Origin of the sequence: Leisingera aquimarina DSM 24565 (assembly GCF_000473165.1) — a bacterium.
GTDB lineage: Bacteria > Pseudomonadota > Alphaproteobacteria > Rhodobacterales > Rhodobacteraceae > Leisingera > Leisingera aquimarina.
Genome location: NZ_KI421504.1, coordinates 1,037,985 through 1,063,640, shown reverse-complemented (window position 1 = coordinate 1,063,640; position 25,656 = coordinate 1,037,985). Strand labels below are relative to the sequence as shown.

32 protein-coding genes are annotated in these 25,656 nt (G+C 62.3%); 19 read left to right on the top strand and 13 right to left on the bottom strand.

The window, feature by feature from the left end; genetic code table 11:
• Window positions 1-164: 164 nt before the first annotated feature.
• Window positions 165-1,373 carry an aminotransferase-like domain-containing protein gene (locus AQUI_RS0109240; RefSeq protein ID WP_027257265.1) on the bottom strand — a complete coding sequence of 403 codons (1,209 nt, stop codon included), beginning with the start codon at window positions 1,371-1,373 and terminating at the stop codon, window positions 165-167.
• Between the two features lie 157 nt (window positions 1,374-1,530).
• Between AQUI_RS0109240 and AQUI_RS0109235 the strand changes: the two genes are divergently transcribed.
• Together AQUI_RS0109235 and AQUI_RS0109230 are read left to right on the top strand one after the other, a co-directional pair.
• On the top strand, window positions 1,531-2,301 hold the full coding sequence (locus AQUI_RS0109235) for a FadR/GntR family transcriptional regulator (RefSeq protein ID WP_027257264.1): 771 nt from the start codon (window positions 1,531-1,533) through the stop codon (window positions 2,299-2,301).
• The gene (locus AQUI_RS0109230) at window positions 2,298-2,714 is read left to right on the top strand and encodes a VOC family protein (RefSeq protein ID WP_027257263.1); all 417 of its coding nucleotides are present in this window, start codon (window positions 2,298-2,300) and stop codon (window positions 2,712-2,714) included. The genes AQUI_RS0109235 and AQUI_RS0109230 overlap by 4 nt, the downstream gene beginning before the upstream one ends.
• 114 nt (window positions 2,715-2,828) lie before the next feature.
• Here AQUI_RS0109230 and AQUI_RS0109225 read toward each other — a convergent pair whose 3' ends face one another.
• The 6 genes from AQUI_RS0109225 to AQUI_RS0109200 all read right to left on the bottom strand — a co-directional run bounded on the left by AQUI_RS0109225 (window position 2,829) and on the right by AQUI_RS0109200 (window position 6,627).
• Window positions 2,829-3,386 carry a F0F1 ATP synthase subunit B gene (locus AQUI_RS0109225; protein WP_027257262.1) on the bottom strand — a complete coding sequence of 186 codons (558 nt, stop codon included), beginning with the start codon at window positions 3,384-3,386 and terminating at the stop codon, window positions 2,829-2,831.
• A gap of 4 nt (window positions 3,387-3,390) precedes the next feature.
• The gene (locus AQUI_RS0109220) at window positions 3,391-3,939 is read right to left on the bottom strand and encodes a F0F1 ATP synthase subunit B' (protein ID WP_027257261.1); all 549 of its coding nucleotides are present in this window, start codon (window positions 3,937-3,939) and stop codon (window positions 3,391-3,393) included.
• An 88-nt stretch (window positions 3,940-4,027) separates the two neighbouring features.
• Window positions 4,028-4,264, bottom strand: coding sequence for a F0F1 ATP synthase subunit C (locus AQUI_RS0109215; RefSeq protein ID WP_008553903.1), 237 nt, complete (start codon window positions 4,262-4,264; stop codon window positions 4,028-4,030).
• 85 nt (window positions 4,265-4,349) lie between these two features.
• Window positions 4,350-5,150, bottom strand: coding sequence for a F0F1 ATP synthase subunit A (locus AQUI_RS0109210; RefSeq protein ID WP_027257260.1), 801 nt, complete (start codon window positions 5,148-5,150; stop codon window positions 4,350-4,352).
• Between the two features lie 40 nt (window positions 5,151-5,190).
• Window positions 5,191-5,535 carry an AtpZ/AtpI family protein gene (locus AQUI_RS0109205; RefSeq protein ID WP_425411836.1) on the bottom strand — a complete coding sequence of 115 codons (345 nt, stop codon included), beginning with the start codon at window positions 5,533-5,535 and terminating at the stop codon, window positions 5,191-5,193.
• Between the two features lie 195 nt (window positions 5,536-5,730).
• Window positions 5,731-6,627, bottom strand: a complete 897-nt coding sequence (locus AQUI_RS0109200; protein WP_027257258.1) for a DMT family transporter — start codon at window positions 6,625-6,627, stop codon at window positions 5,731-5,733.
• A gap of 88 nt (window positions 6,628-6,715) precedes the next feature.
• Between AQUI_RS0109200 and AQUI_RS0109195 the strand changes: the two genes are divergently transcribed.
• Window positions 6,716-7,060, top strand: coding sequence for an ArsR/SmtB family transcription factor (locus AQUI_RS0109195; RefSeq protein WP_027257257.1), 345 nt, complete (start codon window positions 6,716-6,718; stop codon window positions 7,058-7,060).
• Here AQUI_RS0109195 and AQUI_RS0109190 read toward each other — a convergent pair.
• From AQUI_RS0109190 to AQUI_RS0109180, 3 genes are all read right to left on the bottom strand, one after another.
• Window positions 7,057-7,467 carry a universal stress protein gene (locus tag AQUI_RS0109190; RefSeq protein WP_027257256.1) on the bottom strand — a complete coding sequence of 137 codons (411 nt, stop codon included), beginning with the start codon at window positions 7,465-7,467 and terminating at the stop codon, window positions 7,057-7,059. The two genes, AQUI_RS0109195 and AQUI_RS0109190, sit on opposite strands and share 4 nt — an antisense overlap.
• 115 nt (window positions 7,468-7,582) lie before the next feature.
• Window positions 7,583-8,479 carry a DMT family transporter gene (locus tag AQUI_RS0109185; protein ID WP_027257255.1) on the bottom strand — a complete coding sequence of 299 codons (897 nt, stop codon included), beginning with the start codon at window positions 8,477-8,479 and terminating at the stop codon, window positions 7,583-7,585.
• Complete coding sequence (locus AQUI_RS0109180) at window positions 8,476-9,354, bottom strand: LysR family transcriptional regulator (RefSeq protein WP_027257254.1); 879 nt, start codon at window positions 9,352-9,354, stop codon at window positions 8,476-8,478. The genes AQUI_RS0109185 and AQUI_RS0109180 overlap by 4 nt, the downstream gene beginning before the upstream one ends.
• Window positions 9,355-9,479: 125 nt before the next feature.
• On the opposite strand from AQUI_RS0109180, the gene AQUI_RS0109175 reads away from it, so the two are divergent.
• Together AQUI_RS0109175 and AQUI_RS0109170 are read left to right on the top strand one after the other, a co-directional pair.
• Complete coding sequence (locus AQUI_RS0109175) at window positions 9,480-10,061, top strand: FMN-dependent NADH-azoreductase (RefSeq protein ID WP_027257253.1); 582 nt, start codon at window positions 9,480-9,482, stop codon at window positions 10,059-10,061.
• A 124-nt stretch (window positions 10,062-10,185) separates the two neighbouring features.
• Window positions 10,186-10,938, top strand: a complete 753-nt coding sequence (locus AQUI_RS0109170) for an aspartate/glutamate racemase family protein (protein WP_027257252.1) — start codon at window positions 10,186-10,188, stop codon at window positions 10,936-10,938.
• On the opposite strand, the gene AQUI_RS0109165 is transcribed toward AQUI_RS0109170, so the two are convergent.
• Both AQUI_RS0109165 and AQUI_RS0109160 read right to left on the bottom strand, forming a co-directional pair.
• Window positions 10,935-11,462 (bottom strand): prolyl-tRNA synthetase associated domain-containing protein, encoded by a 528-nt coding sequence (locus tag AQUI_RS0109165; protein ID WP_027257251.1) that lies wholly within the window; start codon window positions 11,460-11,462, stop codon window positions 10,935-10,937. The genes AQUI_RS0109170 and AQUI_RS0109165 overlap by 4 nt on opposite strands.
• Before the next feature lie 107 nt (window positions 11,463-11,569).
• Complete coding sequence (locus AQUI_RS0109160) at window positions 11,570-13,477, bottom strand: elongation factor G (protein ID WP_027257250.1); 1,908 nt, start codon at window positions 13,475-13,477, stop codon at window positions 11,570-11,572.
• A 274-nt stretch (window positions 13,478-13,751) separates the two neighbouring features.
• On the opposite strand from AQUI_RS0109160, the gene AQUI_RS0109155 reads away from it, so the two are divergent.
• The 9 genes from AQUI_RS0109155 (at window position 13,752) to rimM (ending at window position 20,097) form a co-directional block, all read left to right on the top strand.
• The gene (locus AQUI_RS0109155; RefSeq protein WP_027257249.1) at window positions 13,752-14,276 is read left to right on the top strand and encodes a hypothetical protein; all 525 of its coding nucleotides are present in this window, start codon (window positions 13,752-13,754) and stop codon (window positions 14,274-14,276) included.
• Window positions 14,277-14,488: 212 nt separating this feature from the next.
• Window positions 14,489-16,009 (top strand): signal recognition particle protein, encoded by a 1,521-nt coding sequence (ffh, locus tag AQUI_RS0109150; RefSeq protein WP_027257248.1) that lies wholly within the window; start codon window positions 14,489-14,491, stop codon window positions 16,007-16,009.
• A gap of 3 nt (window positions 16,010-16,012) precedes the next feature.
• Window positions 16,013-16,564 (top strand): GNAT family N-acetyltransferase, encoded by a 552-nt coding sequence (locus tag AQUI_RS0109145; protein ID WP_027257247.1) that lies wholly within the window; start codon window positions 16,013-16,015, stop codon window positions 16,562-16,564.
• A 149-nt stretch (window positions 16,565-16,713) separates the two neighbouring features.
• Window positions 16,714-17,280 (top strand): GNAT family N-acetyltransferase, encoded by a 567-nt coding sequence (locus tag AQUI_RS0109140; RefSeq protein ID WP_051372002.1) that lies wholly within the window; start codon window positions 16,714-16,716, stop codon window positions 17,278-17,280.
• Between the two features lie 61 nt (window positions 17,281-17,341).
• Window positions 17,342-17,944: a GNAT family N-acetyltransferase gene (locus tag AQUI_RS0109135; protein ID WP_027257245.1), complete on the top strand. Its 603-nt coding sequence runs from the start codon at window positions 17,342-17,344 to the stop codon at window positions 17,942-17,944.
• 114 nt (window positions 17,945-18,058) lie between these two features.
• A complete protein-coding gene (locus tag AQUI_RS0109130) occupies window positions 18,059-18,367 on the top strand; it encodes a chorismate mutase (RefSeq protein WP_027257244.1) in 309 nt (102 codons plus the stop codon).
• A 61-nt stretch (window positions 18,368-18,428) separates the two neighbouring features.
• Window positions 18,429-18,797, top strand: coding sequence for a 30S ribosomal protein S16 (gene rpsP, locus AQUI_RS0109125; RefSeq protein WP_027257243.1), 369 nt, complete (start codon window positions 18,429-18,431; stop codon window positions 18,795-18,797).
• 4 nt (window positions 18,798-18,801) lie between these two features.
• Complete coding sequence (gene bluB / locus AQUI_RS0109120; RefSeq protein WP_027257242.1) at window positions 18,802-19,440, top strand: 5,6-dimethylbenzimidazole synthase; 639 nt, start codon at window positions 18,802-18,804, stop codon at window positions 19,438-19,440.
• Between the two features lie 153 nt (window positions 19,441-19,593).
• Entirely contained in the window at window positions 19,594-20,097 is a 504-nt protein-coding gene (gene rimM, locus AQUI_RS0109110; RefSeq protein ID WP_027257241.1) for a ribosome maturation factor RimM, read from the top strand.
• On the opposite strand, the gene AQUI_RS29215 is transcribed toward rimM, so the two are convergent.
• Window positions 20,089-20,664, bottom strand: a complete 576-nt coding sequence (locus tag AQUI_RS29215) for a BUD32 family EKC/KEOPS complex subunit (RefSeq protein WP_156916799.1) — start codon at window positions 20,662-20,664, stop codon at window positions 20,089-20,091. The genes rimM and AQUI_RS29215 overlap by 9 nt on opposite strands.
• 530 nt (window positions 20,665-21,194) lie before the next feature.
• Between AQUI_RS29215 and trmD the strand changes: the two genes are divergently transcribed.
• The 5 genes from trmD to AQUI_RS0109080 all read left to right on the top strand — a co-directional run bounded on the left by trmD (window position 21,195) and on the right by AQUI_RS0109080 (window position 25,576).
• Window positions 21,195-21,998 carry a tRNA (guanosine(37)-N1)-methyltransferase TrmD gene (gene trmD, locus AQUI_RS0109100; RefSeq protein ID WP_027257240.1) on the top strand — a complete coding sequence of 268 codons (804 nt, stop codon included), beginning with the start codon at window positions 21,195-21,197 and terminating at the stop codon, window positions 21,996-21,998.
• 123 nt (window positions 21,999-22,121) lie between these two features.
• A complete protein-coding gene (locus AQUI_RS0109095) occupies window positions 22,122-22,457 on the top strand; it encodes a YegP family protein (RefSeq protein ID WP_027257239.1) in 336 nt (111 codons plus the stop codon).
• 347 nt (window positions 22,458-22,804) lie between these two features.
• A complete protein-coding gene (rplS, locus tag AQUI_RS0109090) occupies window positions 22,805-23,179 on the top strand; it encodes a 50S ribosomal protein L19 (RefSeq protein ID WP_027257238.1) in 375 nt (124 codons plus the stop codon).
• 11 nt (window positions 23,180-23,190) lie between these two features.
• On the top strand, window positions 23,191-23,412 hold the full coding sequence (gene rpmE, locus AQUI_RS0109085; protein ID WP_027257237.1) for a 50S ribosomal protein L31: 222 nt from the start codon (window positions 23,191-23,193) through the stop codon (window positions 23,410-23,412).
• Window positions 23,413-23,524: 112 nt separating this feature from the next.
• Entirely contained in the window at window positions 23,525-25,576 is a 2,052-nt protein-coding gene (locus AQUI_RS0109080; RefSeq protein WP_027257236.1) for a DEAD/DEAH box helicase, read from the top strand.
• The last annotated feature ends 80 nt before the right edge of the window (window positions 25,577-25,656 follow it).

Genomic DNA, 25,656 nt, shown 5'->3' with positions numbered 1-25,656 from the left:
GCTGCCCCTTCGTGATTCCGTATCGAGAAAGTTCAGCGGTTCCTATCTCGTGAGTCAACGCTCCGCACCCCCAAATCGGGGTAAATTCAGCCCAATTCACACCATATCTTGTGGATAACCCGCAGGATCCGGCGGTCTTTTGCCAAGCAGGGTGTGATCTGGCGTCAGGCGGACCGCAAAAGCCGTCCCAGCCTGGCAATCCCTTCCTCAATGGCCGTGTGGTTGGAATTGGAGAAGCTCAACCGGATCGTGTTCTGACCGCTGCCATCTGCAAAAAACGCCTGGCCGGGGACAAAGGCCACCCGCTCCGTTTCCAGCGAGCGGGCCAGCAGCTGCGCTCCGTCCTTGTCCGCCGGCAGGGTGATCCAGACAAACATACCGCCCTCGGGCCGGGTCCAGTCCATGCCGTCCGGCATGTGCTCCGCCAGGGCCGCCAGCATGACATCACGGCGGCGCTGATAGACCGCATGCAGCTGCTCTACATGTTCGTCGAAACAGGTCTCCGCAACGCCATGCACGGCCATCTGGTTGATGGTCGAGGTGTGCAGATCTGCCGCCTGTTTCAGCAGCACCATCTGTGCGATCACCGGCTTGGCAGCCACCGCCCAGCCGATCCGCAGCCCAGGCGACAAAGTTTTGCTAAACGATCCGCAATAAACCGTCCGGCAGTCCTCGATCGAGCCCTTCTCTTCCTGTTCCAGCGCCAGTACCGGCGGCACGGGGTGCCCGTCGTAGCGCAGCGACTGATAGGCCGCGTCCTCGATAATGGCGCAGTCCAGCGTGTCCGCCAGTTCCAGCAGCCGCAGCCGCCCGGCGCGGTCCAGGGTCTCGCCGGTCGGGTTGGCAAAATCCGGTGAGAGATAGGCAAATTTCACCGCGCTGCCCGCCTCAGCCGCGGCTTCGGCATAGCTTTCGGGCAAGCGGTTTGTCTTCAGCGATAGCCGGTCATAGCGCGGCTCATAAGCGTTGAAGGCCGCCAGCGCGCCCAGATAGGTCGGCCACCCGACCAGGGCAGTGTCGCCCGGTGACAGGAACAGCTTCCCCAGATAGTCCAGCGCCTGCTGCGAGCCGGAAGTGATCAGCACGTTCTCTGGCTCACAGGCGATGCCAATCTTCGCCATCTCCGCCACGATCCACTGGCGCAGCGGCAGGTAGCCCTCGCTCACCGAATACTGCAGTGCCTGAGCCTGCCGCTCAGGCGTCAGCGCATTCTTGAAGGCTTCGGCAAATTCATCGGCCGGGAACAGCGCCGGATCCGGGATGCCGCCGGCAAAGGAGATGATATCCGGCTGATCCAGCAGCTTCAGAAGCTCACGGATTTCCGACGCCTTCATCCGGCTATTGCGGGTGGCAAAGATCTGATCCAGTTGCATGCTTCACTCCTCGTTGAACATCTAGGGTCACGGTAGGAGTCTCCAAATTAAAGTCAACAATGCTGACCTATTGTTGCAACCTTCGTGATGCGGTCCGCTCTTGCGGCCACCCGCCCCGCGTGGTCATATAAATTGACCAATCCGCCAGAGCGACAAGATGCCCTTCCAGAAAGTCCAGCCCGAGAAACTCTCCGCCTCCGTCGTAAAACAGATCGAACAGCTGATTCTACGCGGCATCCTTTCGCCCGGTGAAAGGCTGCCTGCCGAACGGGAGCTGGCGGAGCGGCTGGGCGTCTCCCGCCCCTCTTTGCGCGATGCCATCGGCGAACTGCAGGACCGCGGCCTGCTGGCGTCCAAGGCCGGCTCCGGCGTGTTTGTGGCGGATGTCCTGGGCTCCGCCTTCTCCCCTGCCCTGATCCAGCTGTTCGCCACCCATGACGAGGCGGTGTTCGACTACCTGTCTTTCCGCCGGGACATGGAGGGGCTGGCCGCGGAGCGCGCCGCCCGGTTCGGGTCGAACTATGACCTGCAGGTGATCCAAGCGATCTTCGACAAGATGGAGGCGGCCGGCAATCCCGCCGTGTCCGAGGAGGCGGCCCAGCTCGACGCCCAGTTCCACTCCGCCATCATGGACGCCAGCCACAACGTGATCATGCTGCACATGATGCGCTCGATGTTCGATCTGCTGCGCGAGGGCGTCTTCTACAACCGCCGGATCATGTTCCAGCAGCACACCACCTATGAGGCGCTTCTGGAACAGCACCGCGCCATCAACGCCGCCCTGCAGGCCCGCGACCCGCAGGCTGCCCGGTCGGCGGTCGAGGCGCATCTGGACTACGTGAAACAGGCCCTCACCGACCACCAGCGCGCAGAGCGCAACGCCGAAGTGGCAAGGCAGCGGCTGGAGCATGAGACGGGTAAAGCATGATTGCATACGTCACAGTAGGCGCAGATGACATCGCCCGTGCAGAGCGGTTTTATTCCTCATTTCTACCTGCCCTTGGTTATGAGCTAAAGGAGGGGCCTGAAGGCCTGAGTTACGCACTGCCCGTTGACCCGGACCAGTCTCCGGTGCTTCCAGACTTTTACGTCAAACCAACCTTCGACGGGCGTCCGGCCTCTGGTGGCAACGGGTCTATGGTTGCTTTTGAAGCGCAAAATCAAGAGCAGGTTCGCAACCTGCACGCTAGCGCCCTTAGCGCAGGCGGTTCGAACGAAGGCCAGCCCGGCTTTCGAGCCGCCTATGGGCCGCATTTCTTTGTTGGCTATCTTCGCGACCCGCAAGGCAACAAGATCGCGCTTTTCACCAGCAATCTAAATGAATCTGGACGCGATGGATAACAGAGACACAAAGGCCTGAACGGAGTACCGTGCCCGGTAGGTTCAATACCCCTAAGGCACAAAAAACCCGGCCACTTGGACCGGGTTCTTTTAACTCGTTAGTGTCAACCTGAGCTAGTGCAGCTTGGCGTCCACATCCGCAATGGCAGCATCGATCAGCTTGTTGGCCTCGGCGGCGGTCATCTGCTTGGAGATCACCTGATCCGCAGCGGCAACAGCGATGGTTATCGCCTGATCGCGCACTTCCTTCACAGCCGAAGCTTCCGCCGAAGCGATCTGCTCCTGGGCAGCCGCCAGACGGCGGGTGATGGAGGTTTGTAGATCCGCTTTTGCCTGTTCCGCTGCACGGGCAGCTTCGTCACGGGCGGCAGCGACGATCTGATCTGCCTGGGCCTGAACTTCCTGCTGCTTGCGCTCATAAGACGCCAGGATGGTCTGGGCCTCTTCACGCAGGGCACGGGCTTCGTCCAGTTCCTTCTGGATGCCATCTGCACGGTTGTCCAACTGCCCAGCCAGCAGCGACGGCACCTTGGCAAACAGCAGGATGCCGATGAACAGCACAAAGCCGAGGCCAACAACCAGGTTGGTGTTGGACAGGTCCATGCCGCCGCCGGCAGCAAGGGCAGGCGAAGCTGCGCCAAAGGTCAAGGCAAGGGCGAGAATATTGCGCATATCCTTATCCTTTCGTCCGCTCGGCAACTGCCGCGGCAATTGCGTCTGCGTCTGCCGAACCGCCAAGCGCGGTCACCAGCGCCTCTGCGGTATCGGTTGCAACGGCCTTTACGCTTTCCAGCGCACCGGCCTTGATTTCGGCGATAGCCTTTTCAGATTCGGCGGCCTTGGCAGAGATCTGTTCGTCTGCTTTGGCAATGGCCTCGTCCAGCCCAGCCTGAATTTCCGCGCGGGTCTCGGCAGCAATGCGCTGCGCTTCCGCACGGGCATCCGCCAGAGCTTTGTTATATGCGTTTTCGGCCTCGACAGCCTTGGCCTTCAGGTCTTCAGCCGCGGCGAGGTCGTTGGTGATGGTACCCTGACGCTCGGCCAGAACTGCCGCAATGCGGGGCAGCGCGACGCGCGACAGGATGAGGTAGATCACGACCAGGGCGACTGCGAGCCAGAAGATCTGGTTCCCGAAGGTCGAGAAGTCCAGCTGCGGCATGCCCGGAGCAGACCCGTGCGCTGCGTCTGCGGCGCCGTGTGCTGCGTCTTGCGTATTTGATGCCATGTCGTCCTCCTTGGGAACTTGCCGTACACCGGGCAGTGCAGGTTTAAAGCCGCACTGCCCGGCCGTAAGGAAATAGGTTCCTAAGGTCTTAGACGGCGAACATCAGCAGCAGAGCGACCAGGAACGAGAAGATGCCCAGTGCTTCTGCAAATGCGATGCCGATGAACAGGGTCGCGGTCTGACCAGCTGCTGCCGACGGGTTGCGCAGTGCGCCTGCCAGGAAGTTGCCGGCAACGTGGCCCACACCGATTGCGGCTGCGCCGGAACCGATTGCTGCCAGGCCTGCGCCCACGAACTGACCGAGTTGTGCGATATCGCCTTCCATGAGTATTCTCCTTACGATGGAATGTGGTGATTTAGGGTCTGGGTGAACCGCCAGGCTCACCCGGTAAACTTTCCGGATCCTGGCCTTAGTGGCTCGGGTGCAGTGCATCCTTCAGGTACACGCAGGTCAGGATGGTAAAGACATAGGCTTGGATGAAGGCCACCAGAACTTCGAGTGCGTAGACCGCGGTGATGGCAAAGATCGGCAGGAAGCTGAACATGCCCAGCGCTGCGGCAAAGCCTGCGAACACCTTCAGAACCGCGTGGCCGGCCATCACGTTGCCTGCCAGACGGATGCTGTGGCTGACGGGGCGCACGAAGTAGGAAATCAGCTCAATGACGGCCAGGATCGGGCGCAGTGCCAGCGGTGCGCTTGACACCCAGAACAGGCCCAGGAAGCCAGCGCCGTTCTTGACGAAACCGACGATGGTCACGGTGAAGAACACCAGCGCCGCCAGAACCGCGGTTACCGCGATGTGCGAGGTGGTGGTGAACGAGCCGGGGATCAGGCCCAGGAAGTTGGCCATCACGATGAACATGAACAAGGTCATGATGTAGGGGAAGAACTTGACGCCATCCTTGCCGGCCACGTCCTCAACCATCTTGTAAATGAAGCCATAAGCGAGCTCCGCAACCGATTGGGCGCGGCCAGGCACGATGGCGCGGCGCGAGGAGCCCATGACCAGCAGCGCAAACACCGCGGCAACAGCCAGCGCCATCCACAGGGTCACGTTGGTCGGAGTGTACCAGGAGATGTGATCGCCAAACAGTGCTGCCACGTTGAACTGATCCATCGGGTGGATTGCCAGCTTTGACTCCGCCGGGGCGAAAATCAGGCCGGATACCAGTACCAGCGCCAGCGCTGCGTAAAAGAAAATTTTGCCCATCGGTCCGCTTCTCCTGTCGCCGGCATTTGATCCCGTCGGATCAGTCCCGGTCTTGCGCGTTTTTCTTGGCCTCATCGGCCAGTTTCTGTTCCTGGATCTCTTGCGCGGTGCGAAGCATCGTCTTCACTCCGGCCGCAAGGCCCAGCATTATAAACAGCACCATGAAGATGGGCAGGGTTCCAAACAGAAGGTCCAGCCCGTATCCGATGCCAAAGCCGATCCCTAGACCGGCCACCAATTCAATCACCATCCGCCAGGCCTGATTGGCCATGGAATAGTGCTCATCCGCACGCGGCTTGGGCTGTTGTGCCTTACGCGCCGCCGCGAGCTTCTCCTCCAGCTGCGCCATGCGCTGCTTTTGGTCGTCGTCGGTCACGGGCGCCATCCTCACGCGAATTTCTATGCAGGGTGCTAAGGCCACGGGACTTAGGAGTCAATTACAAGGATTGAAGATTTAAAGTGCGTTCAAGACTTTGTTTTTAATGAATATTTTACAACGAACCGCGCATCGCGCTGCTCTGTCGCAGCCGCCGTTAGCGCCAAACTGCGCAGGAATCCATATTCAACCAAAAGGTTGATTTTAGCGAATGGGCGGTTTTGCCATTCGCCAGCGCACAATCCGTCCGTCGATCAGCAACAATCCCAGCAGGATCGCTGCCATACCCCACAGATGCTCTGCCAGCAGCTGCTCCTTCAAGACGAAGGTCCCCAGGAACAGCGCCGAAACCGGCGCGATCAGCGTCGGCAGGGTGATGTTGGTTGGCCCCACCTTGGGCAGCACCCAGTAAAAGACAATGAACGCGGCTGAGGTCAGCACAAAACCGATGATGAACAAGGAGGCCCAGGTCTCCATCCGCGTCACATGCGGCAGGCCTTCGCTCCAGATGGCCAGCGGTGCAATCGCAGCGGTGGCGCCGGTCAACGCAATCGCCACCAGCACCACCGGCTCCATGTTCCGGAAACTGCGCGCGAAATTGACCGAGAACGCATAGCACAAGGGCGCGCAAAGGGTGATCAGAACCGCCCAGATCTCTGACGACTGGCCGCTTTCCAGCAGGGGCAGTGACAGCAGCACGATACCAAGGAACCCGCAGACCACCCCTAACGACTTCAGCCCGGTTGCGCGCTCGCCGCCGGACCAGAAATGCGAGACAACCACCGCCAGCGCCGGGGTAGTGGCATTTACGATGCCTGCTACACCGCTGGCGATATGCTGTTGGCCCAGCGCATAGAATGCAAATGGACCGGCATAGCTAAGCACACCAAAGCCGAACAATGCCAGCCAGCGCCCGGGATCCGTCGGCACCCGTTTGCGCGCCGCCAGCACATAGATCCAGCAGCCCAGCGCACCAAACCCGACCCGGCCCATCGACACCGACAGCGGTCCCAGTTCGCGCAGCAGGATGGCGTTGAACATGAACGACATGCCCCAGCCGATGCCGAGAACGAAAATCACCAGCCAGTATTTCAGTGCCATGCCATCTTCCCCGTGCGCTTGAAAGGCGCCACCATGACGGTTCAGGACAGATTGTCAAACTGCCGGACGGTGGATAGGAGTATCAGGCATGAGCGACCCTCTCGACACTGTCTTTGCGGCCTTGGCCGACCCGACCCGCCGGGCAATTCTCACCATGCTGTTGGAGGACGACATGGCGGTGACCGACGTGGCGGAACCGTTCGAGATGTCACTGGCGGCGATTTCAAAACACCTGGCGATCCTGACCCGCGCAGGGTTAATCGCGCAGGAAAAGCACGGCCGGGTCAAATGGTGCAAGCTGCAACCGGATGCCCTGCGCGCGGCCTCGGTCTGGATGCAAGGCTTCGGTCAGTTCGAACCGGTCAACCTGGATGCCTTTGAACGCTTCCTGGAGGCCGAGCACCTGTCCGAGGACGCGCAGCCGGACGGCTAGCGCACCACAAACACCGACGCTTCGGAATGCAGCACCAGATGGCTGGCATGTGACGAAAACACATAGTCCAGGATCCCGGGCATATGGGTGCCCATCACAACCAGGTCTACTTCCAGCTCTTTTGCGGTCCGGGGCAGGAGGGAGTCGATCTCTGACCCGACATCCACGGAATAGACCGGCAGCCCTTCAACCCTGCCCCCGGTCTGCGTCGCCATCCTGCTTGCCAGATCCGCCAGCTCTTCACCAGACGGCCCTACCGTATGCCCGCGCTTGACCTGCTGATCCGTCACATGCACCAGCGTCACGCGCGAGCCGTGATTTTTGGCAAAATCCGCCGCCACATCCAGAGCTTTTTTGACCGTTGCGGGCATGTGCAGGTCAACGGGCACCATGATATGCTTGAACATTGTTTCCTCCTCTGTCCGAAGAGTCCCTCAGGACCAGTGTAGCGGAAAACAAGGGAATTGCGTTGACCTGCCGCAAGCGTCGGGCAAGGGCCGCCGGAGGGCACGCCCGCTGCAATCAGGCCGGAACCCGCTCCCGGGCCCCTTCCAGCAGCATAACCAGCGCCACCACCGACATCGCCACCCCGATCAGCACTAGACCCGGCGGTGCGCCGCGGCCCAGCGCGATCTCCCACAGGATCACCCAGCTGGGGGTGAGGTAGGTATAGGCCATCACCTTGGCCGAAGGCAGCCGCATCGCCGCATACTGCAGCAGCACAAAGGTGGCAGAGCTGGCACAGACCGCTAGGTAGAACAGGCCGATCCAGACGATGCCGGGCAGCGCGGCCCAATCGGTGGCCAGAATGTCCTGCCAGCCGAACACCGCCAGCAGCGCGCCGCCTGCCAGCAGCATGCCGAAAGTAAAGACCACCGCCGGTTCGCCCCGGTTCAGCTTGCGCACCATCGGCGTATAGATGGCATGCAAGACGCATCCCCAGAAATAAATGATCTCTCCCGGACCGATCTCAAACGCCGCCAGGGCACCCAGGTCGCCGCGCACGATCACCCAGACCGCGCCTGCCGCGCCAATCGCCAGCGCAAGGGCCATCCAGCCGGTGGTGATCTGCCGCAGCAGCAGCCAGCCGAACACGGCGCTCATCACCGGCACCAGCGTGAACACCGCCGCCGCACTGACCGGCGCCGCCGTCTGCAGCCCGTAGAACATCAGCACGAAGTAACCGCCAAACAGCCCGCCCAGCACCGCAAACCGCCAAGGCGCGCGGAAATGCACCCGCTGCAGCCCGGTGGTGGCCAGCGCCGCTACACCAATGACCACAGCGGCGATGCCGAACCGCGCCGCATTCAGTGCGGCCGGCGCAATCTCGTTGGCCACCATTACCCCCAGCGAGAACGACCCCGCCACCAGCGCCGAAAACAGCAGCATCGCCAGATGCCCGCGCAGTGCCTCGCTCACAACTGCCAGTCCTTTACCTGTTCCTTGAGGAACGTCAGGAACGCCTGCACTTTGGTGGTGCGGTGCAGATCCACATGGGTCACCAGCCACAGCGCGCCCTGCCAGTCTTCCCGGGGTGACATCATCTCCACCAGATCCGGCTGCCGCCGCGCCTCCCAGGCCGGCATGAAACCAATTCCCGCACCGCTGCGCACCGCGTCCTTCAAGGTAAAACCATCGGTACAGCGGAAAGCGATTGCCTCAGCCGGCGCATTGGCCCGCAGCCAGCGTGAAAACGGCGCCCGGCTGTTCTCGTCGTCCTGGCCGACAAACCGGTGGTTCGCCAGATCCTCGACCCCCTGCAGCAGCCCGTATTTTTCGGCATAGGCCTTGGAGGCATAAAGCCCGATCTGCTGCGTCATGAAGGGCTGCACCACATTATCGGGCTGATCCGGCGCATTGCCTGCCCGCACCGCCACATGCGCTTCGCCGTATTCCAGCCGGAACAGCCGGTCGCCCGTCAGATAGCGGATGATCAGCCCTGGATGCATGTCCTGGAACAGTTTCAGCGCCGGCACCATCATCGGCGTGAAAGACGCCAGCGAGGTCACCACCAGCTCGCCCGAGACATCATCGCCCTGCCCCTTCAGCCGTCCGACAAGCTGGTTGAACTGGTCGTCGGTCGCCTGTGCCACCTGCAACAGGTCCTGCCCGGATTCCGTCGGCGTATAGCCGCGGGCATGGCGCTGAAACAGCTTGACACCCAGCCGCGCCTCGATCGCATCAATATGCCGGATCACCGTGGCATGATGCACGCCCAGCACCTCGGCAGCACCACTGACCGTGCCCATGCGGGCCACTTGATAGGCGGTGCGGACTTCGTCCCAATTATCCATGGCAGCCTCCTTGCCGGCGGAATAGCATATTTGCAAAAACGCACAATCAATGTGGCCAAAGCGGCATTGCGTTCGAAAATGCAATAACCCAAATTCCTGTCAGCAACAAGCACAGGAATACCGTAATGACCCGTACCATCCTCCATATCGACTCCTCCGCCCGCACCGACGGCTCCGTTTCCCGCGATCTCTCCGCGCAGATCACCAGCCGCCTTGGCGCCTCCCATGTGATCCGCCGCGATCTGGCTGCACCGCTGCCGCTGCTGGACGGCGCCTGGGTCGGGGCCAACTTCACCCCGGCAGACCAGCGCAGCGACGAACAGAAGCAGCTGCTCGCTCTTTCCGACTCGCTGGTGGAGGAACTCAAGCAGGCCGATACCATCGTGATCGGCACGCCAATCTACAACTTTTCGGTCCCTTCCACGCTCAAGGCCTGGATCGATCTAGTGGCCCGCGTGGGTGTCACCTTCCGCTATGAGGAAACCGGCCCCGTCGGCCTCTTGGAAGGCAAGCGCGCCATCATCGCGGTGGCTTCCGGCGGCACCCAGGCGGGTTCTGACATCGATTTTGCCACCACCTACCTGCGCCACGTGCTGGGATTCATCGGTATCACCGAGGTTGAAATCGTGGCCGCTGACGCCCTGATGGTCGACGCTGACAGCGCCCTGGCCAAGGCAAAGAATCAGATCGACGCGCTGGCGGCCTGACCCCCTGCTCCGCCCAGCGCATCTGCCGTCAACCGCACCCCGGCTGGCGGCATTTTAACGTTTGGCAGCCTGCCCGGATCTGTGCAAGTTGGCCGCAGCACATTCGCAAGGCACAAGCATTTCCATGAAGAAGATCGGCATCCTCGGCGGCGTCGGCTGGGCCTCCACTCTCGATTACTACCGCGCCATCTGCGAAGGCGCCGGAGCGTTCTTTGCAGCCCGCGGCGCAGGTTCTCCGCTGCCGGTGCCGCCGATCACCATTGAATCCGTAGTGCAGGCGCAGACCAGATCCTTGCGCGGCCGCCCCGGCGATGAAGCCAGCTGGGCCGCTTTTGATGCTGTCTTCCGCGAGGCGATGCTGACGCTGGAACGCGCGGGCTGCGATTTCGCCCTGATCGCCTCCAACACGCCGCACGCCCGGCTGCATGCGATCCGCGACGGAGTGATGATGCCGATCCTCAGCATCTTCGACGCAACAGCAGAAGCCACAGCGCAAACAGGTGCCACCCGGGCGCTGGTGCTGGGTACCACCGTCACCATGCAGGACCGCAATTACGCCAATGTGCTCGCCGCACACGGAGTCAGCGCCAACGATCCCCTGCCGCAGGCCGAGATAGCCGAAATGCAGGCCATGATTGACGAGGATTTCTATGGCGGCGCTTCCGCCACCGCGCAGGCGCGCCTACTGCGCTTCAGCGCCAAACACGTCAAGCCCGGCGACGCCATTCTGCTGGCCTGCACCGAGCTGCCGCTGGCCTTTCCCGATCATCTGGATGATGTCAGCTTCAAGGCCGGTGGCTTCCTGTTCGTGAACCCCTCAGCCGCCCATGCCGCCGCCGCGCTGGACCTGGCGCTGGAAGACGAACGGCCCGGTTAGACCCAGCGCACCTCGACGCCGGTTTTCTCAAAAAACGCCATCACATCCGCCCCCGCCATCGCCACCGTGCGGTCATTGACCAGCGGATGCATATAGATCACGTCTGCGTCTTGCGCCTGCGCGTCCAAATAAAAGGTCACGCCCTTTTCCGCGCCGGTGATCATTGCCAGCGGGCTGACCGCGCCGGGGCGGATGCCGAGATTATCCAGCAGCCGGTCAGCCGAGCCGAACGACAGGTTGCCGGCCCCGATCTCCGTGCCCAAGCTTTTCAGGTCGATCTCGCGGTCCTGCTGCAGCGTCACCAGATAGTTCCGCTTCTTCTTGTCGCGCAGATACAGGTTCTTCAGCCGCAGCGCGTTCTCACCCGGCACCATGAACTGCTCCTCGACGCCCTTGGCATCCTCCACCGTGCGCAGCGGCACATGGGTATGCAGCTGATAGGCAATGTCCCAGTCGTCCAGCTGCCTCAGCAGCGCATCCGAGGAAATGGGCAGACTGTCCTGATAAGCCGATGACGCATCCATGATTTTTCTCCGCAAGCCATTCCGGGTTGCTGCGCAGATCACGCAAAACGGCACCGGGGCGCAAGAGCTGTTCCGCCGCCTGTGCCCCGTTTTGCGCCAGTTCGCTGCTATGCCTCGGCGAAATCCGCCCGCCGCGCCTCTTCATAGTGGTCGAAATCGGTGCTGAACCAACCGGTGCCGCGGGTAGCGCTGGCCAAGGTACTGCACAGATCATCCTGCGCCGACATTGGCAGCAGCGTCTCGAACACATCCCAGCCGGCCACGCCAACCTCAGCCTCGAACCCCAGGATCTGACCTTTCATGCCGCTCACCACCGGCACCAGTCCGCCGGTGAACACCGAGGGCACATGGATATTCACCCGCATGATTGGCTGCAGCAGCACCGCGCCGGCCTCAGACATAGCCTCCCTGACTGCGTTCTTGCCCGCAGTGCGGAAGGCATAGTCGGAACTGTCCACTGAATGGTGCTTGCCGTCCTTCAGCGTCACGCAGACATCCACCACCGGATGGCCGTTCAGCCCCTGCGCCAGCGCCTCGCGCGCACCGGCCTCGACCGAGGGGATATAGTTTTTGGGCACAGCACCGCCCTTCACCGTCTCCTCGAACACAAATCCGCTGCCCCGTGGCAGGGGCTTCACCTCGATCACCACATCGGCGAACTGCCCGGCGCCGCCGGACTGCTTGCGATGGCGGTGATGGACCTGCACCGCTTTCTTGATGGTCTCGCGCAGCGCCGGCGGCACCGGCCCTTCCTCCACCTCGACCCCGAATTCCTCTTTCAAGGCCTGCTTGATGCGGCGCATATGCAGCGGCCCCTGCAGATTCAGCAGCACATGGCCGCTGGCCTCATCCTGCCCCACCACCAGCGCCGGGTCGATTTCCGCCAGACGCTCCAGCGCGCCGGACAGGCGGGCATCGTCCCGTTCATTTACCGGGGTGATCAACCGGCGGAAGGTCGAGGGCCGCGGCTGCGCCCAATCCGGCAGCGGAGCTGCTCCATCGCGGCCATAAGCAAAACCCAGGTTGAGGTGATCGGATTTCACCGCCTGCCCCATATCGCCCGGTGTCAGGCTGGAATTTGCCGCGGACCCGACGCCCGTCAGCGACCCAAGCGCTGCGCCGCCGACAGATACACCGTTGCCGACACTGCCGTCCAACGCCCGCACCATCACGGTCTTGCCCAGGTGCTTGACCAGATCCGCCATGCAACCCACCGCCACCACACCGCCGTCCTGCGACAGCCGCTCCAGTGCCACACCAACATCCGGCGCTTCGTGGCGCAGCGACTTCATCAGCCGCATGATCCCATTCTTATGCTCGGCAGAGCCCATCAGCGCCGGGATCAGGTCATTGTGCTGCAGCACCTTGGTGGCCACCTCATAGGCCTCTTCAGCCATCACCTTCTGATCCTCGATCAATTCCTCCAGCAGCGTGTCGTCAAAATCTGCCAGCGCTTCCAGAAGCTCGGTGCGGGCCTCCTGCTCGCGCGCGTACATGGCCACCGGCAGCTCGATCAGCGCCGAAGTCTTGCCCTCCTGATACTGCCAGGCGCGCTCCGAGATCAGATCCACAGCACCCACAACCTGGCCATCCTCGCGGATCGGCACCTGCCGCAAGATGATGTTGTGGCTGCAATAGGCCTGAAGTTCGGCAACGATTTCCGCCACGCGATCCGCCGCCTGGTCCATACGGTTGACAAAAATAAAGGCGGGGATCCCCGCCTCCTCCAGCTTGCGCAAATACGGCGCGCTCAGCACCGCAGCCCCGGCATCTGCCGGAACGCAGAGGACGGCAGCATCGCTGGCCGCCAGCGCCGGCCCCGCCTGTGCCAGATTGTCGGCCCCGCCTGCAATGTCGATCGCGGCCCAGTCCTCACCCATAAATGAAAAAGGCTGCAAAGCGGCGACGCCTGCAACCTCTTGCCGCTTGCCCGCAGCGCTGTCCAGATTGGCCAGCGCCGTGGCCAGCGTTGATTTGCCGGACTGCGACGGTCCCAGAATAGTGAAAACGCGCATGTTCTCAGATCCTCCCATAGCTGATGCGAATGCCCGCCTAGGACCGCGGACGCCAAGGGCGTGCAGCCTGCCTGTGCTGAAGATCTGCCTCGGTGCTCCTCTGAGCGGCCCGCGCCGGTGAGTGAACAGCAAGGGACCGCTTCCGATGTTGGCCAAGCGCCCCGCCCCGAGTCAAGCACGCAGAGGGCGTAGCGGCGGCGGCCTGTGCACGGATTTGATGCAATCCTCGCCAATTTCCCCTGAATGGCTGCATTCCGCTAGGTAAGCTGGCCTCATGAAAATCACCCTCAACACGCCTGAACAGCTGATCCTGTCCGATACACCCTGGCTGATCGGCATCATGCTTGCCTTTTTCATTCTGGTCTTTGCCGGCGCCGGCGTCGGCATGCTCAGCCAGGGCGGCGACCTGGTCTGGCCCGGCCTGATCTTCACCTTGGCGGGCGGCGGCATGGGGATGCTGGCCTTCTGCCTGTTCGTGCGCCGGGTGCAGGTGATCCTCGACCGCCCCGGCGGCAGCGTCGTAATCCGCCGCCAGTCGGTGTTCGGCTACAGCCAGATGGAGCACCGCCTCGCCGACCTCTCCCACGCAGAAGTGGAAAGCACCACCAGCCGCAGCGAGGGCCGCACCCGCACGCTCAGCCGCCCGGTGCTGGTGCTGGATGGCGGCATGAGTGCCGGCCGCCATCCGTTGGTTACAGCCTACACCAACGGCATCGGCCCGCAGCGGCTGGCCGATGCGATCAACACATGGCTGCCTGCTGCCCCTGCAACTGTTGACTCTGACGGTCAATCGGCGTAACGCCTTCCCAAACATCCGGAAGCACTGAGTCTTCCGGTCCCTGCCCGTGCCAGGGATCGCCCTCCACCAGCGTGTTACGCCCGTGGGGGCAAACCCGTTTGGTTTGCCCTCGCGACAGACACTAAGGACCTTGGCGGCATTTGCGCATGGATCGCATGTCCCCTACATACGGGGGCACCACAACTGGAAACCGGCACAGGAGGCCGCAAGGCATGTTTGAAAATCTATCCGAACGCCTTTCCGGCGTCTTTGATCGGCTCACCAAACAGGGCGCCCTCAACGAAGAGGACGTCAAATCCGCCCTGCGCGAAGTCCGGGTGGCGCTGCTGGAGGCCGACGTCTCGCTGCCAGTTGCCCGCGACTTCGTCAAGAAAGTGCAGGAGCAGGCCACCGGCCAGTCCGTCACCAAATCGGTGACTCCGGGCCAGCAGGTGGTCAAGATCGTCCATGACGCGCTAGTCGACGTGCTGCGCGGCGAGGAAGACCCCGGTAAGCTGAAGGTCGACAACCCGCCTGCGCCGATGCTGATGGTCGGCCTGCAGGGCTCCGGCAAGACCACCACCACCGGCAAGCTGGCAAAACGGCTGAAGGAGAAAGAGGGCAAGAAGGTTCTGATGGCCTCGCTCGACGTCTACCGCCCGGCGGCGATGGACCAGCTGGCCGTCCTCGGCACCCAGATCGGCGTCGATACCCTGCCGATCGTGCCCGGCCAGAAACCCGTCGACATCGCCAAGCGCGCCAAGCAGCAGGCGACGCTGGGCGGCTATGACGTCTACATGCTGGATACCGCCGGCCGCCTGCACATCGACGAAACCCTGATGCAGGAGGTCGAAGACGTCCGCAACGTGGTCTCCCCGCGCGAGACCCTGCTGGTCGTTGATGGCCTGACCGGCCAGGTCGCCGTCGAGGTCGCGGAGGAATTCGACGCCAAGATCGGCATCTCCGGCGTGGTGCTCACCCGGATGGACGGCGACGGCCGCGGCGGTGCCGCGCTGTCGATGCGCGCCGTCACCGGCAAGCCGATCCGCTTTGTCGGCCTGGGCGAGAAAATGGACGCGCTGGAAACCTTCGAGGCCGACCGCATCGCCGGCCGCATCCTCGGCATGGGCGACATCGTGGCGCTGGTCGAAAAGGCCCAGGAAACCATCGAGGCCGAGCAGGCCGAACGCATGATGAAGCGCATGATGAAGGGTCAGTTCAACATGAACGACCTGAAGATGCAGCTTGAGCAAATGCTCCAGATGGGCGGCATGGAGGGCATGATGCAGATGATGCCCGGCATGGGCAAAATGGCCAAGCAGGTGCAGGACGCCGGCATGGACGACAAGGTGCTGAAACGCCAGATCGCCATGATCCAGTCGATGACCAAGAAAGAGCGCGCCAACCCCGCGCTGCTGCAGGCGTCGCGCAAGAAACGCATTGCGGCCGGCTCCGGCATGGAGGTCTCCGACCTCAACAAGCTTCTGAAGATGCACCGGCAGATGGCCGATGTGATGAAGAAGATGGGCAAGATGGGCAAAGGCAAGATGCTGAAACAGGCCATGAAGGGCATGTTCGGCAAGGGCGGCATGCCGGACATGGGCGGCATGGATCCCTCGCAAATGGACCCCAAGGCGCTGGAAGCCGCGGCCAAGGCAATGGGCGGCAAGGGCGGCATGCCCGGCGGCCTGCCCGGTCTTGGCGGCGGCATGGGCCTGCCTGCAGGCCTCAGCGGCTTCGGCAAGAAGAAGTAATCTATGCAGCTCCCCGTCATCCCTCAGCTAGAAACCGAACGCCTGGTCCTGCGCGGACCGGAGGCGGCGGATTTCGGTCCGGTGGCAGCGTTCTTCGCCGATGAAGCACGCTCCTGGGGGTTTGGCGGCCCGCTGGACCGCAACGAAGCCTGGCGCTGGTTCACCATGTCAGTGGGCCACTGGGCGATGCGCGGTTTCGGCTTCTGGACCATCACCTGCAAGGAAACCGGCGAGGCGCTTGGCATCACCGGCATCTGGCAGCCCGAAGGCTGGCCGGAACCGGAACTGGGCTGGGTGGCGTTCCCGGCCGGCGAAGGCCGCGGCATCATGGCAGAGGCCGCACTGGCCGCCCGCACCCACGCCTATGAGGTGATGGGCCTGCCGGCACTCAGTTCCAACATCTTCCCGGGCAACACCCGTTCGGTGGCGCTGGCCGAACGGCTGGGCGCGGTGTTCGAGGCGGAATTCGACAACCCCAAACACGGGCGCGAGCTGGTCTACCGCCACCCTGCCCCTGCCTCGCCCTGCGACGACGGGATGGAGGCCTACGCATGAGCTTCCCTCAAATTGGCCTGAAAACGGCGAGGCCGGCCGCCGCTGCCGCGCCCCGTTTAACTGAAAATTACGCAGTCTCCCCGATACTCCATCATTGGATGGGTGAATTTCATGCCGGGCGGTCCGCCGCCCGGACAAAGGGGTATAAAATGACTGACGTACAAACGCCGTACCCGCGGCTTGTTTCAAAACGGCTGATGCTGATTTCTCCGGCAGATCCGGAATTCAATGCCAACGCGGCCTTCCTGGATCCTGGCGCGCCGCGCTTTATCGATGCGGCGGCGGATACTGACTCGCTCTGGTGGTCGATTGCCACCATCATCGGCCATTGGCACCTGCACGGCTACGGCCTGTTTGCGGTGGTAGAGCGCAGCTCCGGGCTGACTGTGGGCCTCGTCGGCCCCTGGTTCCCCAAGGGCTGGCCGGAGCCGGAACTGTCCTGGCATCTGATGGAACCGGGCCGCGGCAAGGGCTACGCCAGCGAAGCGGCGCAATGCGTGCTCGACTGGCTGTTCGCCGAGGCCGGCTGGGACTCGATCGTCTCTTATGTGCCCGAGGAAAACGACGCCTCCATCGCGCTGGCCCGCCGTGTCGGTGCGCGGCCGGAAAAGCCGGTCTCCTTTCGCCTGCAGCCCGCGCCCAACATCCGCGCCTGGCGCCACATGCCGCCGCCGCGCGTGAGCGGCCCGCAGGCCGCACGGGGCCTGCTGCACTGATGCGCCGTCACTGGGTCATATCCCGGCCATGCCGCGCCCTTCCGCCGGAAGGAGCGCGCTGATGCCGTTCGATATCCCGGTGATTGAAACCCGCCGTCTGGTGCTGCGCGGCCCCGAACCGCAGGATTACCCCGATTTTAAGGCCACCTTCAGCTCCTACCGCGCGCGCTTCATGGGCGGGCCGCTGAACACCTACGAGGCCTGGATGCTCTATGCCGCCGAGATCGGCCACTGGCAGGTGCGCGGTTTCGGCATGTGGATGATTCACGACAAGGCCACCGATGAGACCTACGGCATGGCCGGCGGATGGCAGCCCGCAGGCTGGCCCGAGCGCGAGATCGCCTGGATCATCTGGCCCGGTGCCGCCGGCAAAGGCTATGCGCTGGAGGCAGCACAAGCCGCACGCGGACATTTTTATTCAAACCTGGGCTGGGAAACCGCAGTCAGCTATATCGACCCCAAGAATCTCGACTCGATCCGGCTTGCGGAACGGCTCGGCGCTGCCAAGGACCACAGCGCCGCCACCATCGACGGAAATGATGCGGTCTACCGCCACCCCGCGCCGGACGCCCTGAAGGATAGCCAGATTGCACATGGCATCGACATGGAAATCGCCCACTACGCCGATCCGCTCTTCAAACCGGAGGGCTGGGCCATTGACTGATCTGCACCCGGAAATCCTGACGCCGCGCCGCTGCGGCACACAAGGCGCACACCCCGGGTGCGCGCCTGCTGCCGTCCTGGCCGGCCCCGAGTTTGCTGCAATGCGGAGAACCCGATGACAACAGACACCCAAGATCCCGTGGCCCGCGCAGCCCAACTGCTGAAGGGCCACCGCGAAAGCATCGACCGTCTGGATGCGATCCTCGTCTATACTCTGGGCGAGCGGTTCAAGCACACCCAGGCGGTGGGCCGACTCAAGGCTGAACACGACCTTCCCCCGTCCGATCCAGCCCGCGAAGCGGCACAGATCGCACGGCTCGAAGACTTGGCGGAACAGGCCGACCTGGACCCTGAATTTGCCAAGGCTTTCCTGAACTTCATCATCGGGGAAGTCATCCGCCACCACAAGAAACACCAAAAATAACAACAGACAACAGGAACAACCGGGGCAAACCCCGGACAACGCCATCAAAGGAGATGTACCCATGGCTATGAAAATTCGTTTGGCCCGCGGCGGCTCAAAAAAACGCCCCTTCTACCGCATTGTTGCTGCTGACAGCCGCATGCCGCGCGACGGCCGTTTCATCGAGAAGCTGGGCACCTACAACCCGCTGCTGCCGAAAGACAGCGAAGAGCGCGTGAAAATGGACATGGAACGCGTGCAGCACTGGCTCGACCATGGCGCACAGCCGACCGACCGTATCGCCCGCATGCTGGAAGCGGCCGGCGTCCGCGCCAAGACCGAGCGCAGCAACCCCAAGAAAGGCACCCCGGGCAAGAAAGCCCAGGAGCGTGCAGAAGAGAAAGCTGCAAAGGCTGCCGAAGCCTCCGAAGCAGCTGCAGACGCGGAATAATTCCGTGGAGCTGAGGGGCGCTTTTCCCGAAGAGTTCCGCAGCCAGCTTGATCTGCTGATGCGGCTCCGGCGCGACGTGCGCCGGTTCCGCAGCGATCCGGTGGAAGAGGCAGTGCTGATGCGCTGCCTCTCTGCCATTCCGCTTGCCCCGTCTGTGGGCCTCAGCGAACCCTGGCGCATCCTGCGGGTGGACAGCAGCACCGCCCGCGCCGCTGCGCTGAAGAATTTTGAGGCTGCCAATGCGCAAGCGCTGGAGGGATATTCCGGCGAACGCGCCGAGCGTTATGCCGGGCTGAAACTGTCCGGAATGCGCGATGCCCCGGTGCAATTGGCGGTCTATTGCGATGACGAAACCGCGCAGGGCCACGGCCTGGGCGCCGCAACCATGCCGGAGATGCGCCGCTATTCGGTGGTCACCGCTATCACATTGTTCTGGCTTGCTCTTCGGGCCGAAGGACTGGGCTTGGGATGGGTATCGGTGCTCGACCCCGAACAGCTGAACCGCGATCTGAACGCCCCCGAGGGCTGGCAGCTGATCGGGTATTTCTGCATCGGCTACCCGGAACGGTTCTCGGACACGCCGGAGCTGGAAGAAACCGGCTGGGAAAACCGGATGGCCAGCCTGCCGCTTGAAACCCGCTGAGACCCATGATGGGGCGGTTGATCCGGCTTGTGTTTTTTGTTGCAGTGGCCTTTACCGCAGGCATCTTTTTTGAACGCAACCACCAAAGCGAACTCTGCGACCAATCTGGCGGCCAGTGGCTGCGCGCAGGGTTCTGTGCAAAGGAATGACACCATGAGCGACCTGATCTGCGTAGGAGCAGTGGCCGGCGCCTTCGGGGTGCGCGGCGAGGTGCGGCTCAAGAGCTTCTGCGCCATCCCCGAGGAAATCGAGGACTATTCGCCGCTTACCAGCGAAGACGGCAGCCAGAGCTATACGCTGACCCTGACCCGCCCGGTCAAGAACGGTTTTGCGGCGCTGCTGAGCGGGATTGAAACCAAGGAGCAGGCGGACGCGGTCCAAGGCCTGCGCCTGTTTGCCCGCCGCGACCAGCTGCCCAGCCTGCCGGATGACGAATACTATCATGCCGACCTGATGGGACTGGAGGTCTACGACACCGGCGGCACCCTGCTGGGCACGGTGAAATCCGTCCAGAACCATGGCGCGGCGGACTTGCTGGAAATTCACGGTCCGGGGCTGAAGTCCACAGTGCTGCTGCCCTTTACCCTGGCCGCGGTGCCGACTGTGGATCTTGAAAAAGGCCGCATTGTTGCCGACCCGCCGGACGGGCTATTCTGAGACCTGTTCTTCGTCTTCGAGCAGCCGGGTGAACACCCGGTTTGCCGCTTGTGACTGTTCCAGCATCTTGCGTTCATCTGACGGTGTCCAGGTAGCGATACGCTGCCAATAGTGAAGCAAGCGCATCGCATAGAAGAACTGGAAAATCGGATCGCTGGTCAAATCCGCGCCGTATCCCTCTTGAAAAGCTGCCCAGTCCGCTTGCGCGACTATACCAAAACCCGCGGAGCGGCCAGCCCCAGCCAAGTGGTCGGGACAGTTTGCCAGCCAGAGATTGGCTATATCACGCTGGGAGTAGAATTCATTGTGGTTGGAGAAATCGATGAAGGAGACAGTTTCATCCGACAAGAGAATATTGCGGAAATGCAAGTCGCCATGTTCAACAGCTCCAGCAAAAGCTAGGCCGCGCGCGCCGGCCCGCCCGGTGCAAATAAGCACAGAGACCAAGAAACCGGCTTGGTTTGGGAGGATGCTGCTCTCCCGCGCGCACTGCTTGCGCATGGCCTGAAACCTTATCCAAAAAAGGCTTTGGCCAGAACTTCCGCTCTCCAGCGCTGGAAAGTTCATGCAAAGCGGCCACCGCCTTCCCGATGCGCCGCAATGCGCTGGATCTGCTTACAATCCCATAATCCGCCGCTTTCAACTCCCGGAACGCCGTATCGCCCTGGGCAAATTCCATCAGAACGGCAGAATGTTGCTTATCCTACCACAGCACAGCCGGAACCGAGACACCCGCGATTGTATTCAAACCTTTGGACGCATCCTTATGACGTTCCAGGAATCTCCTGGACTGGTCCGGTCAATTTTCCCCAAAGTCCGCCCGCAGAACACATATTCGGCCATCCGCGGCTGTGATCTCCAGGACGCACCTTCGGTGCTCCATCCGGCTGTTAATGCGCATATTTCGGAACCTTGCACCCTCGGCAGGGAACCCCGCTTCGTTTGCGATCCGGGGCCACAGTGTGATCGCACGTTGCTGCACCTCATTGCCCATGCTGGACAAATCAAGCCTGACCGGGCTGTAAGGCAGTTTCTTATTCATGCTGGTCACAAAGCTTTCTATTGCGTGTAATTCTGGCTGTTCTAAACAGCATACTATGACTTCACCAAACAAATCCCACGGCCGCAAGGCTATCCGCCCGACACTGAAACCGCGTGAGCTGATGACGCCTACGCCGGATCTTGCAGGCGTGTGGAAGGCCAAGATCATCACCCTGTTTCCCGGGGCCTTCCCCGGAGTGCTGGGCGAAAGCCTGACCGGCAAGGCGCTACAGGAGGGGTTGTGGCAGCTGGAGACCGTAGATCTGCGCGAGTTCGGCGCCGGCAAGCATCGAAATGTCGATGACACCCCGGCGGGCGGCGGCGCCGGCATGGTGCTGCGCGCAGATGTGCTGGGCAACGCTATTGAGCACACGATGGCCGGTACCAAGGGCAACTGGCCGCTAATCTACCTGTCGCCGCGGGGGCGCCGGATGGACCAGCAGATGATGCAGAACTTTGCCCAATGCGATGGCATGACCCTTTTGTGCGGGCGCTTTGAAGGCGTTGATGAACGGGTGCTGGAACATTACGGCATCCAAGAAGTCTCTCTGGGCGATTTCGTGATGACCGGCGGCGAACTGGCCGCCCAGGCGCTGATCGATGCTACCGTGCGGCTGATCCCCGGCGTGCTCGGCAATCAGGCCTCGACCGAGGAGGAAAGTTTTTCCTCCGGCCTGCTGGAGCATCCGCAATACACCCGCCCCGCCGAATGGAACGGCCGGGAAATCCCGGAGGTGCTGATGTCAGGCCATCACGGCAAGATTGCCGGCTGGCGGCAACGGATGAGCGAAGACATCACCAAGGCCCGCCGCCCCGACCTGTGGGAAGCTTACAGCCGCAACAAGGACAGCGGGCGCTGATGGAAGCGCTTTCCGCACCTTTACGTCCGGACCTGCAGCGCGCCGGTCGCGCCAAAACATTGCCGGATGACCCAAGCCGTGCTTTAGTCGCCTCATATTCATCAGGAATTAGGAGTGAACAGGGTGGCTGGGAAATTTGAACTTTACACGGACAATGCAGGTGAATTCCGGTTCCGTCTGAAAGCAGGCAACGGCGAGAACATTCTGGCCAGCGAAGGCTACAAGCAAAAGTCCAGCGCTGAAAACGGCATCGCGTCGGTTCGTAAGAACGCAGTTGACGACGCACGCTACGAACGCAAGGAAACCGCGGCCGGCAAGCACATGTTCAACCTGAAAGCCACCAATGGCCAGGTAATCGGCACCTCTCAGAGCTACGCCAGCGCCTCGGGCCGTGACAATGGCATCGAGTCGGTGAAAAAAAACGCCCCGGACGCTGCCCTGGATAACCAGACCAGTTGAGCGCAAAAGACAGCTAAGGGTCTGAACCCAAATCTATTGCAAAAAGATTTGCCAGGGGTTTCCTGAAAACTCTTGGTGCCGGCGCAGCTGAGCACTTGTTTTGCTGGGCTTGCGGACGTATACAGCGCCGGTCTGGATTCGCGATTGCGGCTCCGGACTGCTGGCTGTTGGATCACTTACCTGAAATCCTTCTTCGGCTTTCGCCCGGGACCTGCCTGCCAGCAGCAAGAAACAGACTGCGTGATCTCTGGCGGGCTGCCTGTGGCGGGTCCCGGTGAAGACCAAGAGCTCTCATGCCGGCACAAACCTCTGCGGAAAGAACCGCAGGCCAATTTAGGAGAGTTGCGATGAACCTGATCGCACAGCTGGAGGCGGAACAGATCGCCGCCCTGGGGAAAGAGATCCCCGATTTCAAAGCCGGTGACACCATCCGCGTCGGCTACAAAGTGACCGAAGGCTCGCGTTCGCGGGTTCAGATGTACGAAGGCGTCTGCATCAGCCGTAAAAACGGCTCGGGCATTGCCGGTTCGTTCACGGTCCGCAAGATTTCGTTCGGTGAGGGCGTGGAGCGTGTGTTCCCGCTGTTTTCGACCAACATCGACAGCATCACCGTCGTGCGCCGCGGCCGTGTCCGCCGCGCCAAGCTGTACTATTTGCGCGCACGCCGCGGCAAGTCGGCCCGTATCGCAGAAGATGCACACTACAAGCCCAAGAAAGCCTGAGGAGCGGTATCATGAAAAAAGACACTCATCCCGAATACCACTTCATCGACGTCAAAATGACCGACGGTACCATCATCAAGATGCGCTCCACCTGGGGTTCTGAGGGTGATCAGCTGGCACTGGATATCGACCCGACCGTGCACCCGGCCTGGACCGGCGGCACCTCGCGCCTGATGGACGCCGGCGGCCGTGTTTCGAAGTTCAAGAAGAAATACGAAGGCCTGGGCTTCTAAGCCACCTGCCGTATTTTGCCAAACTCCCGAAGGCTGCCCCGGACGGGCAGCCTTCTTTCTTTTCTCCTGACGCTGAGGCGGTATGCGCCTTGCGGGAAAGACAGCCCCCCTCGTGAAACAAGCCCTGGCCAACGCACTGCAAGAGCGCGGATATGAAACCCTGACCCAAGTGCAGGAGGCTGTAACCCAGCCAGAGCTTGAAGAAAGCGATCTGCTGGTTTCGGCGCAGACCGGATCGGGAAAGACAGTCGGTTTCGGACTGGCCCTGGCGCCGACCCTGCTGGGTGAGGCTGAGGCATTTGACGAGGCTGCTGCACCGCTGGCACTGGTGATTGCACCGACCCGCGAGCTGGCGCTTCAGGTGAAGCACGAACTAAGCTGGCTCTACCGTGGCGCTGGTGCGGTGATCGCGTCCTGCGTCGGTGGCATGGACATGCGGGACGAGCGCCGGACGCTGGCGCGCGGCGCGCATATTGTGGCAGCCACTCCGGGGCGGCTGCGCGACCATATCATGCGCGGCTCCATCGACCTCAGCAACCTGCGCGGCGTGGTGCTGGACGAAGCCGACGAAATGCTGGACCTGGGCTTCCGCGAGGATCTGGAATTCATCCTGGGTGAAGCGCCCGAGGACCGCCGCACCCTGCTGTTCTCAGCCACTGTGCCAGCGGGCATTGCCAGCCTCGCCAAGACATTCCAGAAAGACGCGCTGCGGATCCAGACCGCAGGCGAAACCAAACAGCACAGCGATATCGAATACCGGCTGATGAGCGTGGCGCAGCAGGATGCGGAAAACGCCATCATCAACGTGCTGCGTTATTATGAGGCGCCCAGCTCCATCGTTTTCGCCAACACCCGTGCCGCAGTGAACCGGCTGGCGGCGCGGCTTACCAACCGCGGCCTGCCGGTGGTGACACTGTCTGGTGAACTCTCCCAGGCTGAACGCAGCCAAGCGCTGCAGGCAATGCGAGACGGCCGCGCCCGGGTCTGCGTGGCCACTGACGTGGCGGCACGCGGCATCGATCTGCCGGGGCTGGAGCTGGTGGTTCATGCCGAGCTGCCCTCGAACCACGAAACCCTGCTGCACCGTTCGGGCCGGACCGGCCGCGCGGGCCGCAAAGGCGTCAGCGCGCTGATCGCGCCGCCCAAGGCGCGCAGCAAGGCGCTGCGGCTGCTGAAGTGGGCCAAACTGACGGCAGAACACTGTGAAGCGCCCTCCGCCGACGACATTCTAGCACGTGATGAAGAGCGGATGCTAGCTGATCCTGTCTGGCAAGAAGCGGTTTCGGAGCAAGAGCAGGCAGGGGTTCAAACCCTGCTGGAGCATTTCTCAGCCGAGCAAATCGCTGCCACCTATCTGCGCCTTTTCCGCAGCCGTCACTCGGCGCCGGAAGAGTTGCGTCCGGCCGGCGCGGAGGAACCGCGTAAGGAACGCAAAGAACGCAAGGATTTCGGCCCGTCGGTGTGGTTCTCGCTGTCAGGCGGGCGCGCCACTGGCGCCGATCCGCGCAAAGTGCTGCCGATGCTGTGCAAGGCCGGCAATATTGACCGCGACGTCATTGGAGCGATCCGGATACAGGAAAATGAAACCTTTGCTGAAATCAGCCAAGATGCGGTTGATGGCTTTCTGAAAGCACTGGGCGGCAAGACCGAGCTGGAGCCGGGCGCCGTGCTGACCCAGCTGTCCGAAGCCCCGGACCTGGGCCCAGCGCCACGCCGCGGTCCTGGCGGACCGAAGGGTGGCTTCAAGGGCGACCGTGACCGGGAGTCCAAGCCGCACCGTGGCAAACCGGATGGCCCGAAACCCTATCGCGGCAAATCCGAAGACAGCCGGGACAGCCGCCCGCCGCGCAAGGACTGGCAGGAAAAACGCTCCGCTGACAAGGCGCCCTTCGAGCGCGAGCCGCGCCGCAGCCGCCCGCCGGAAAGCAGCCCTAAGCCTGATCCGGCTGTAGTCGCCAAGCCGCGCGGCGCCTCTGATCCGTCCAAGCGGATGACCAAGCCCGGTGCACCGGCAGCCAAACCGTACAAAGCCAAAGGCCCCAAACCGCCTGCCGGCAAGCCGAACAGCAAGAAAAACAAGGCCCGCGCCTCTTTTGCCAAACCTGGGAAAGGCGGCGACACCCGCCCCAACCGCAAGCCGGCGGGACCTTCAAAACACAGGTGATACACTAAGTTTACCAGCCCGCGCAGACCGCTTTTCTTGACCGAATCCAGAGCCTATACAGGGGCGCAAAGACAAAAACG

Excerpts from the sequence above, each read along its gene's own strand:
- AQUI_RS0109155 (WP_027257249.1), top strand. The coding sequence starts at position 13,752 with ATGAAAATCACCCTCAACACGCCTGAACAGCTGATCCTGTCCGATACA.
- AQUI_RS0109205 (WP_425411836.1), bottom strand. The coding sequence starts at position 5,535 with ATGGCGCCCGTGACCGACGACGACCAAAAGCAGCGCATGGCGCAGCTG.
- AQUI_RS0109170 (WP_027257252.1), top strand. The coding sequence starts at position 10,186 with ATGAAGAAGATCGGCATCCTCGGCGGCGTCGGCTGGGCCTCCACTCTC.
- AQUI_RS0109240 (WP_027257265.1), bottom strand. The coding sequence starts at position 1,373 with ATGCAACTGGATCAGATCTTTGCCACCCGCAATAGCCGGATGAAGGCG.
- AQUI_RS0109210 (WP_027257260.1), bottom strand. The coding sequence starts at position 5,150 with ATGGGCAAAATTTTCTTTTACGCAGCGCTGGCGCTGGTACTGGTATCC.
- AQUI_RS0109190 (WP_027257256.1), bottom strand. The coding sequence starts at position 7,467 with ATGTTCAAGCATATCATGGTGCCCGTTGACCTGCACATGCCCGCAACG.
- AQUI_RS29215 (WP_156916799.1), bottom strand. The coding sequence starts at position 20,664 with ATGAACTTTCCAGCGCTGGAGAGCGGAAGTTCTGGCCAAAGCCTTTTT.
- AQUI_RS0109165 (WP_027257251.1), bottom strand. The coding sequence starts at position 11,462 with ATGGATGCGTCATCGGCTTATCAGGACAGTCTGCCCATTTCCTCGGAT.
- rplS (WP_027257238.1), top strand. The coding sequence starts at position 22,805 with ATGAACCTGATCGCACAGCTGGAGGCGGAACAGATCGCCGCCCTGGGG.
- AQUI_RS0109160 (WP_027257250.1), bottom strand. The coding sequence starts at position 13,477 with ATGCGCGTTTTCACTATTCTGGGACCGTCGCAGTCCGGCAAATCAACG.
- rpmE (WP_027257237.1), top strand. The coding sequence starts at position 23,191 with ATGAAAAAAGACACTCATCCCGAATACCACTTCATCGACGTCAAAATG.
- AQUI_RS0109220 (WP_027257261.1), bottom strand. The coding sequence starts at position 3,939 with ATGGCATCAAATACGCAAGACGCAGCACACGGCGCCGCAGACGCAGCG.
- AQUI_RS0109130 (WP_027257244.1), top strand. The coding sequence starts at position 18,059 with ATGACAACAGACACCCAAGATCCCGTGGCCCGCGCAGCCCAACTGCTG.
- rpsP (WP_027257243.1), top strand. The coding sequence starts at position 18,429 with ATGGCTATGAAAATTCGTTTGGCCCGCGGCGGCTCAAAAAAACGCCCC.
- AQUI_RS0109140 (WP_051372002.1), top strand. The coding sequence starts at position 16,714 with ATGACTGACGTACAAACGCCGTACCCGCGGCTTGTTTCAAAACGGCTG.
- AQUI_RS0109175 (WP_027257253.1), top strand. The coding sequence starts at position 9,480 with ATGACCCGTACCATCCTCCATATCGACTCCTCCGCCCGCACCGACGGC.
- AQUI_RS0109145 (WP_027257247.1), top strand. The coding sequence starts at position 16,013 with ATGCAGCTCCCCGTCATCCCTCAGCTAGAAACCGAACGCCTGGTCCTG.
- AQUI_RS0109195 (WP_027257257.1), top strand. The coding sequence starts at position 6,716 with ATGAGCGACCCTCTCGACACTGTCTTTGCGGCCTTGGCCGACCCGACC.
- AQUI_RS0109235 (WP_027257264.1), top strand. The coding sequence starts at position 1,531 with ATGCCCTTCCAGAAAGTCCAGCCCGAGAAACTCTCCGCCTCCGTCGTA.
- ffh (WP_027257248.1), top strand. The coding sequence starts at position 14,489 with ATGTTTGAAAATCTATCCGAACGCCTTTCCGGCGTCTTTGATCGGCTC.
- AQUI_RS0109225 (WP_027257262.1), bottom strand. The coding sequence starts at position 3,386 with ATGCGCAATATTCTCGCCCTTGCCTTGACCTTTGGCGCAGCTTCGCCT.
- AQUI_RS0109135 (WP_027257245.1), top strand. The coding sequence starts at position 17,342 with ATGCCGTTCGATATCCCGGTGATTGAAACCCGCCGTCTGGTGCTGCGC.
- AQUI_RS0109215 (WP_008553903.1), bottom strand. The coding sequence starts at position 4,264 with ATGGAAGGCGATATCGCACAACTCGGTCAGTTCGTGGGCGCAGGCCTG.
- AQUI_RS0109200 (WP_027257258.1), bottom strand. The coding sequence starts at position 6,627 with ATGGCACTGAAATACTGGCTGGTGATTTTCGTTCTCGGCATCGGCTGG.
- trmD (WP_027257240.1), top strand. The coding sequence starts at position 21,195 with ATGACTTCACCAAACAAATCCCACGGCCGCAAGGCTATCCGCCCGACA.
- rimM (WP_027257241.1), top strand. The coding sequence starts at position 19,594 with ATGAGCGACCTGATCTGCGTAGGAGCAGTGGCCGGCGCCTTCGGGGTG.
- AQUI_RS0109230 (WP_027257263.1), top strand. The coding sequence starts at position 2,298 with ATGATTGCATACGTCACAGTAGGCGCAGATGACATCGCCCGTGCAGAG.
- AQUI_RS0109180 (WP_027257254.1), bottom strand. The coding sequence starts at position 9,354 with ATGGATAATTGGGACGAAGTCCGCACCGCCTATCAAGTGGCCCGCATG.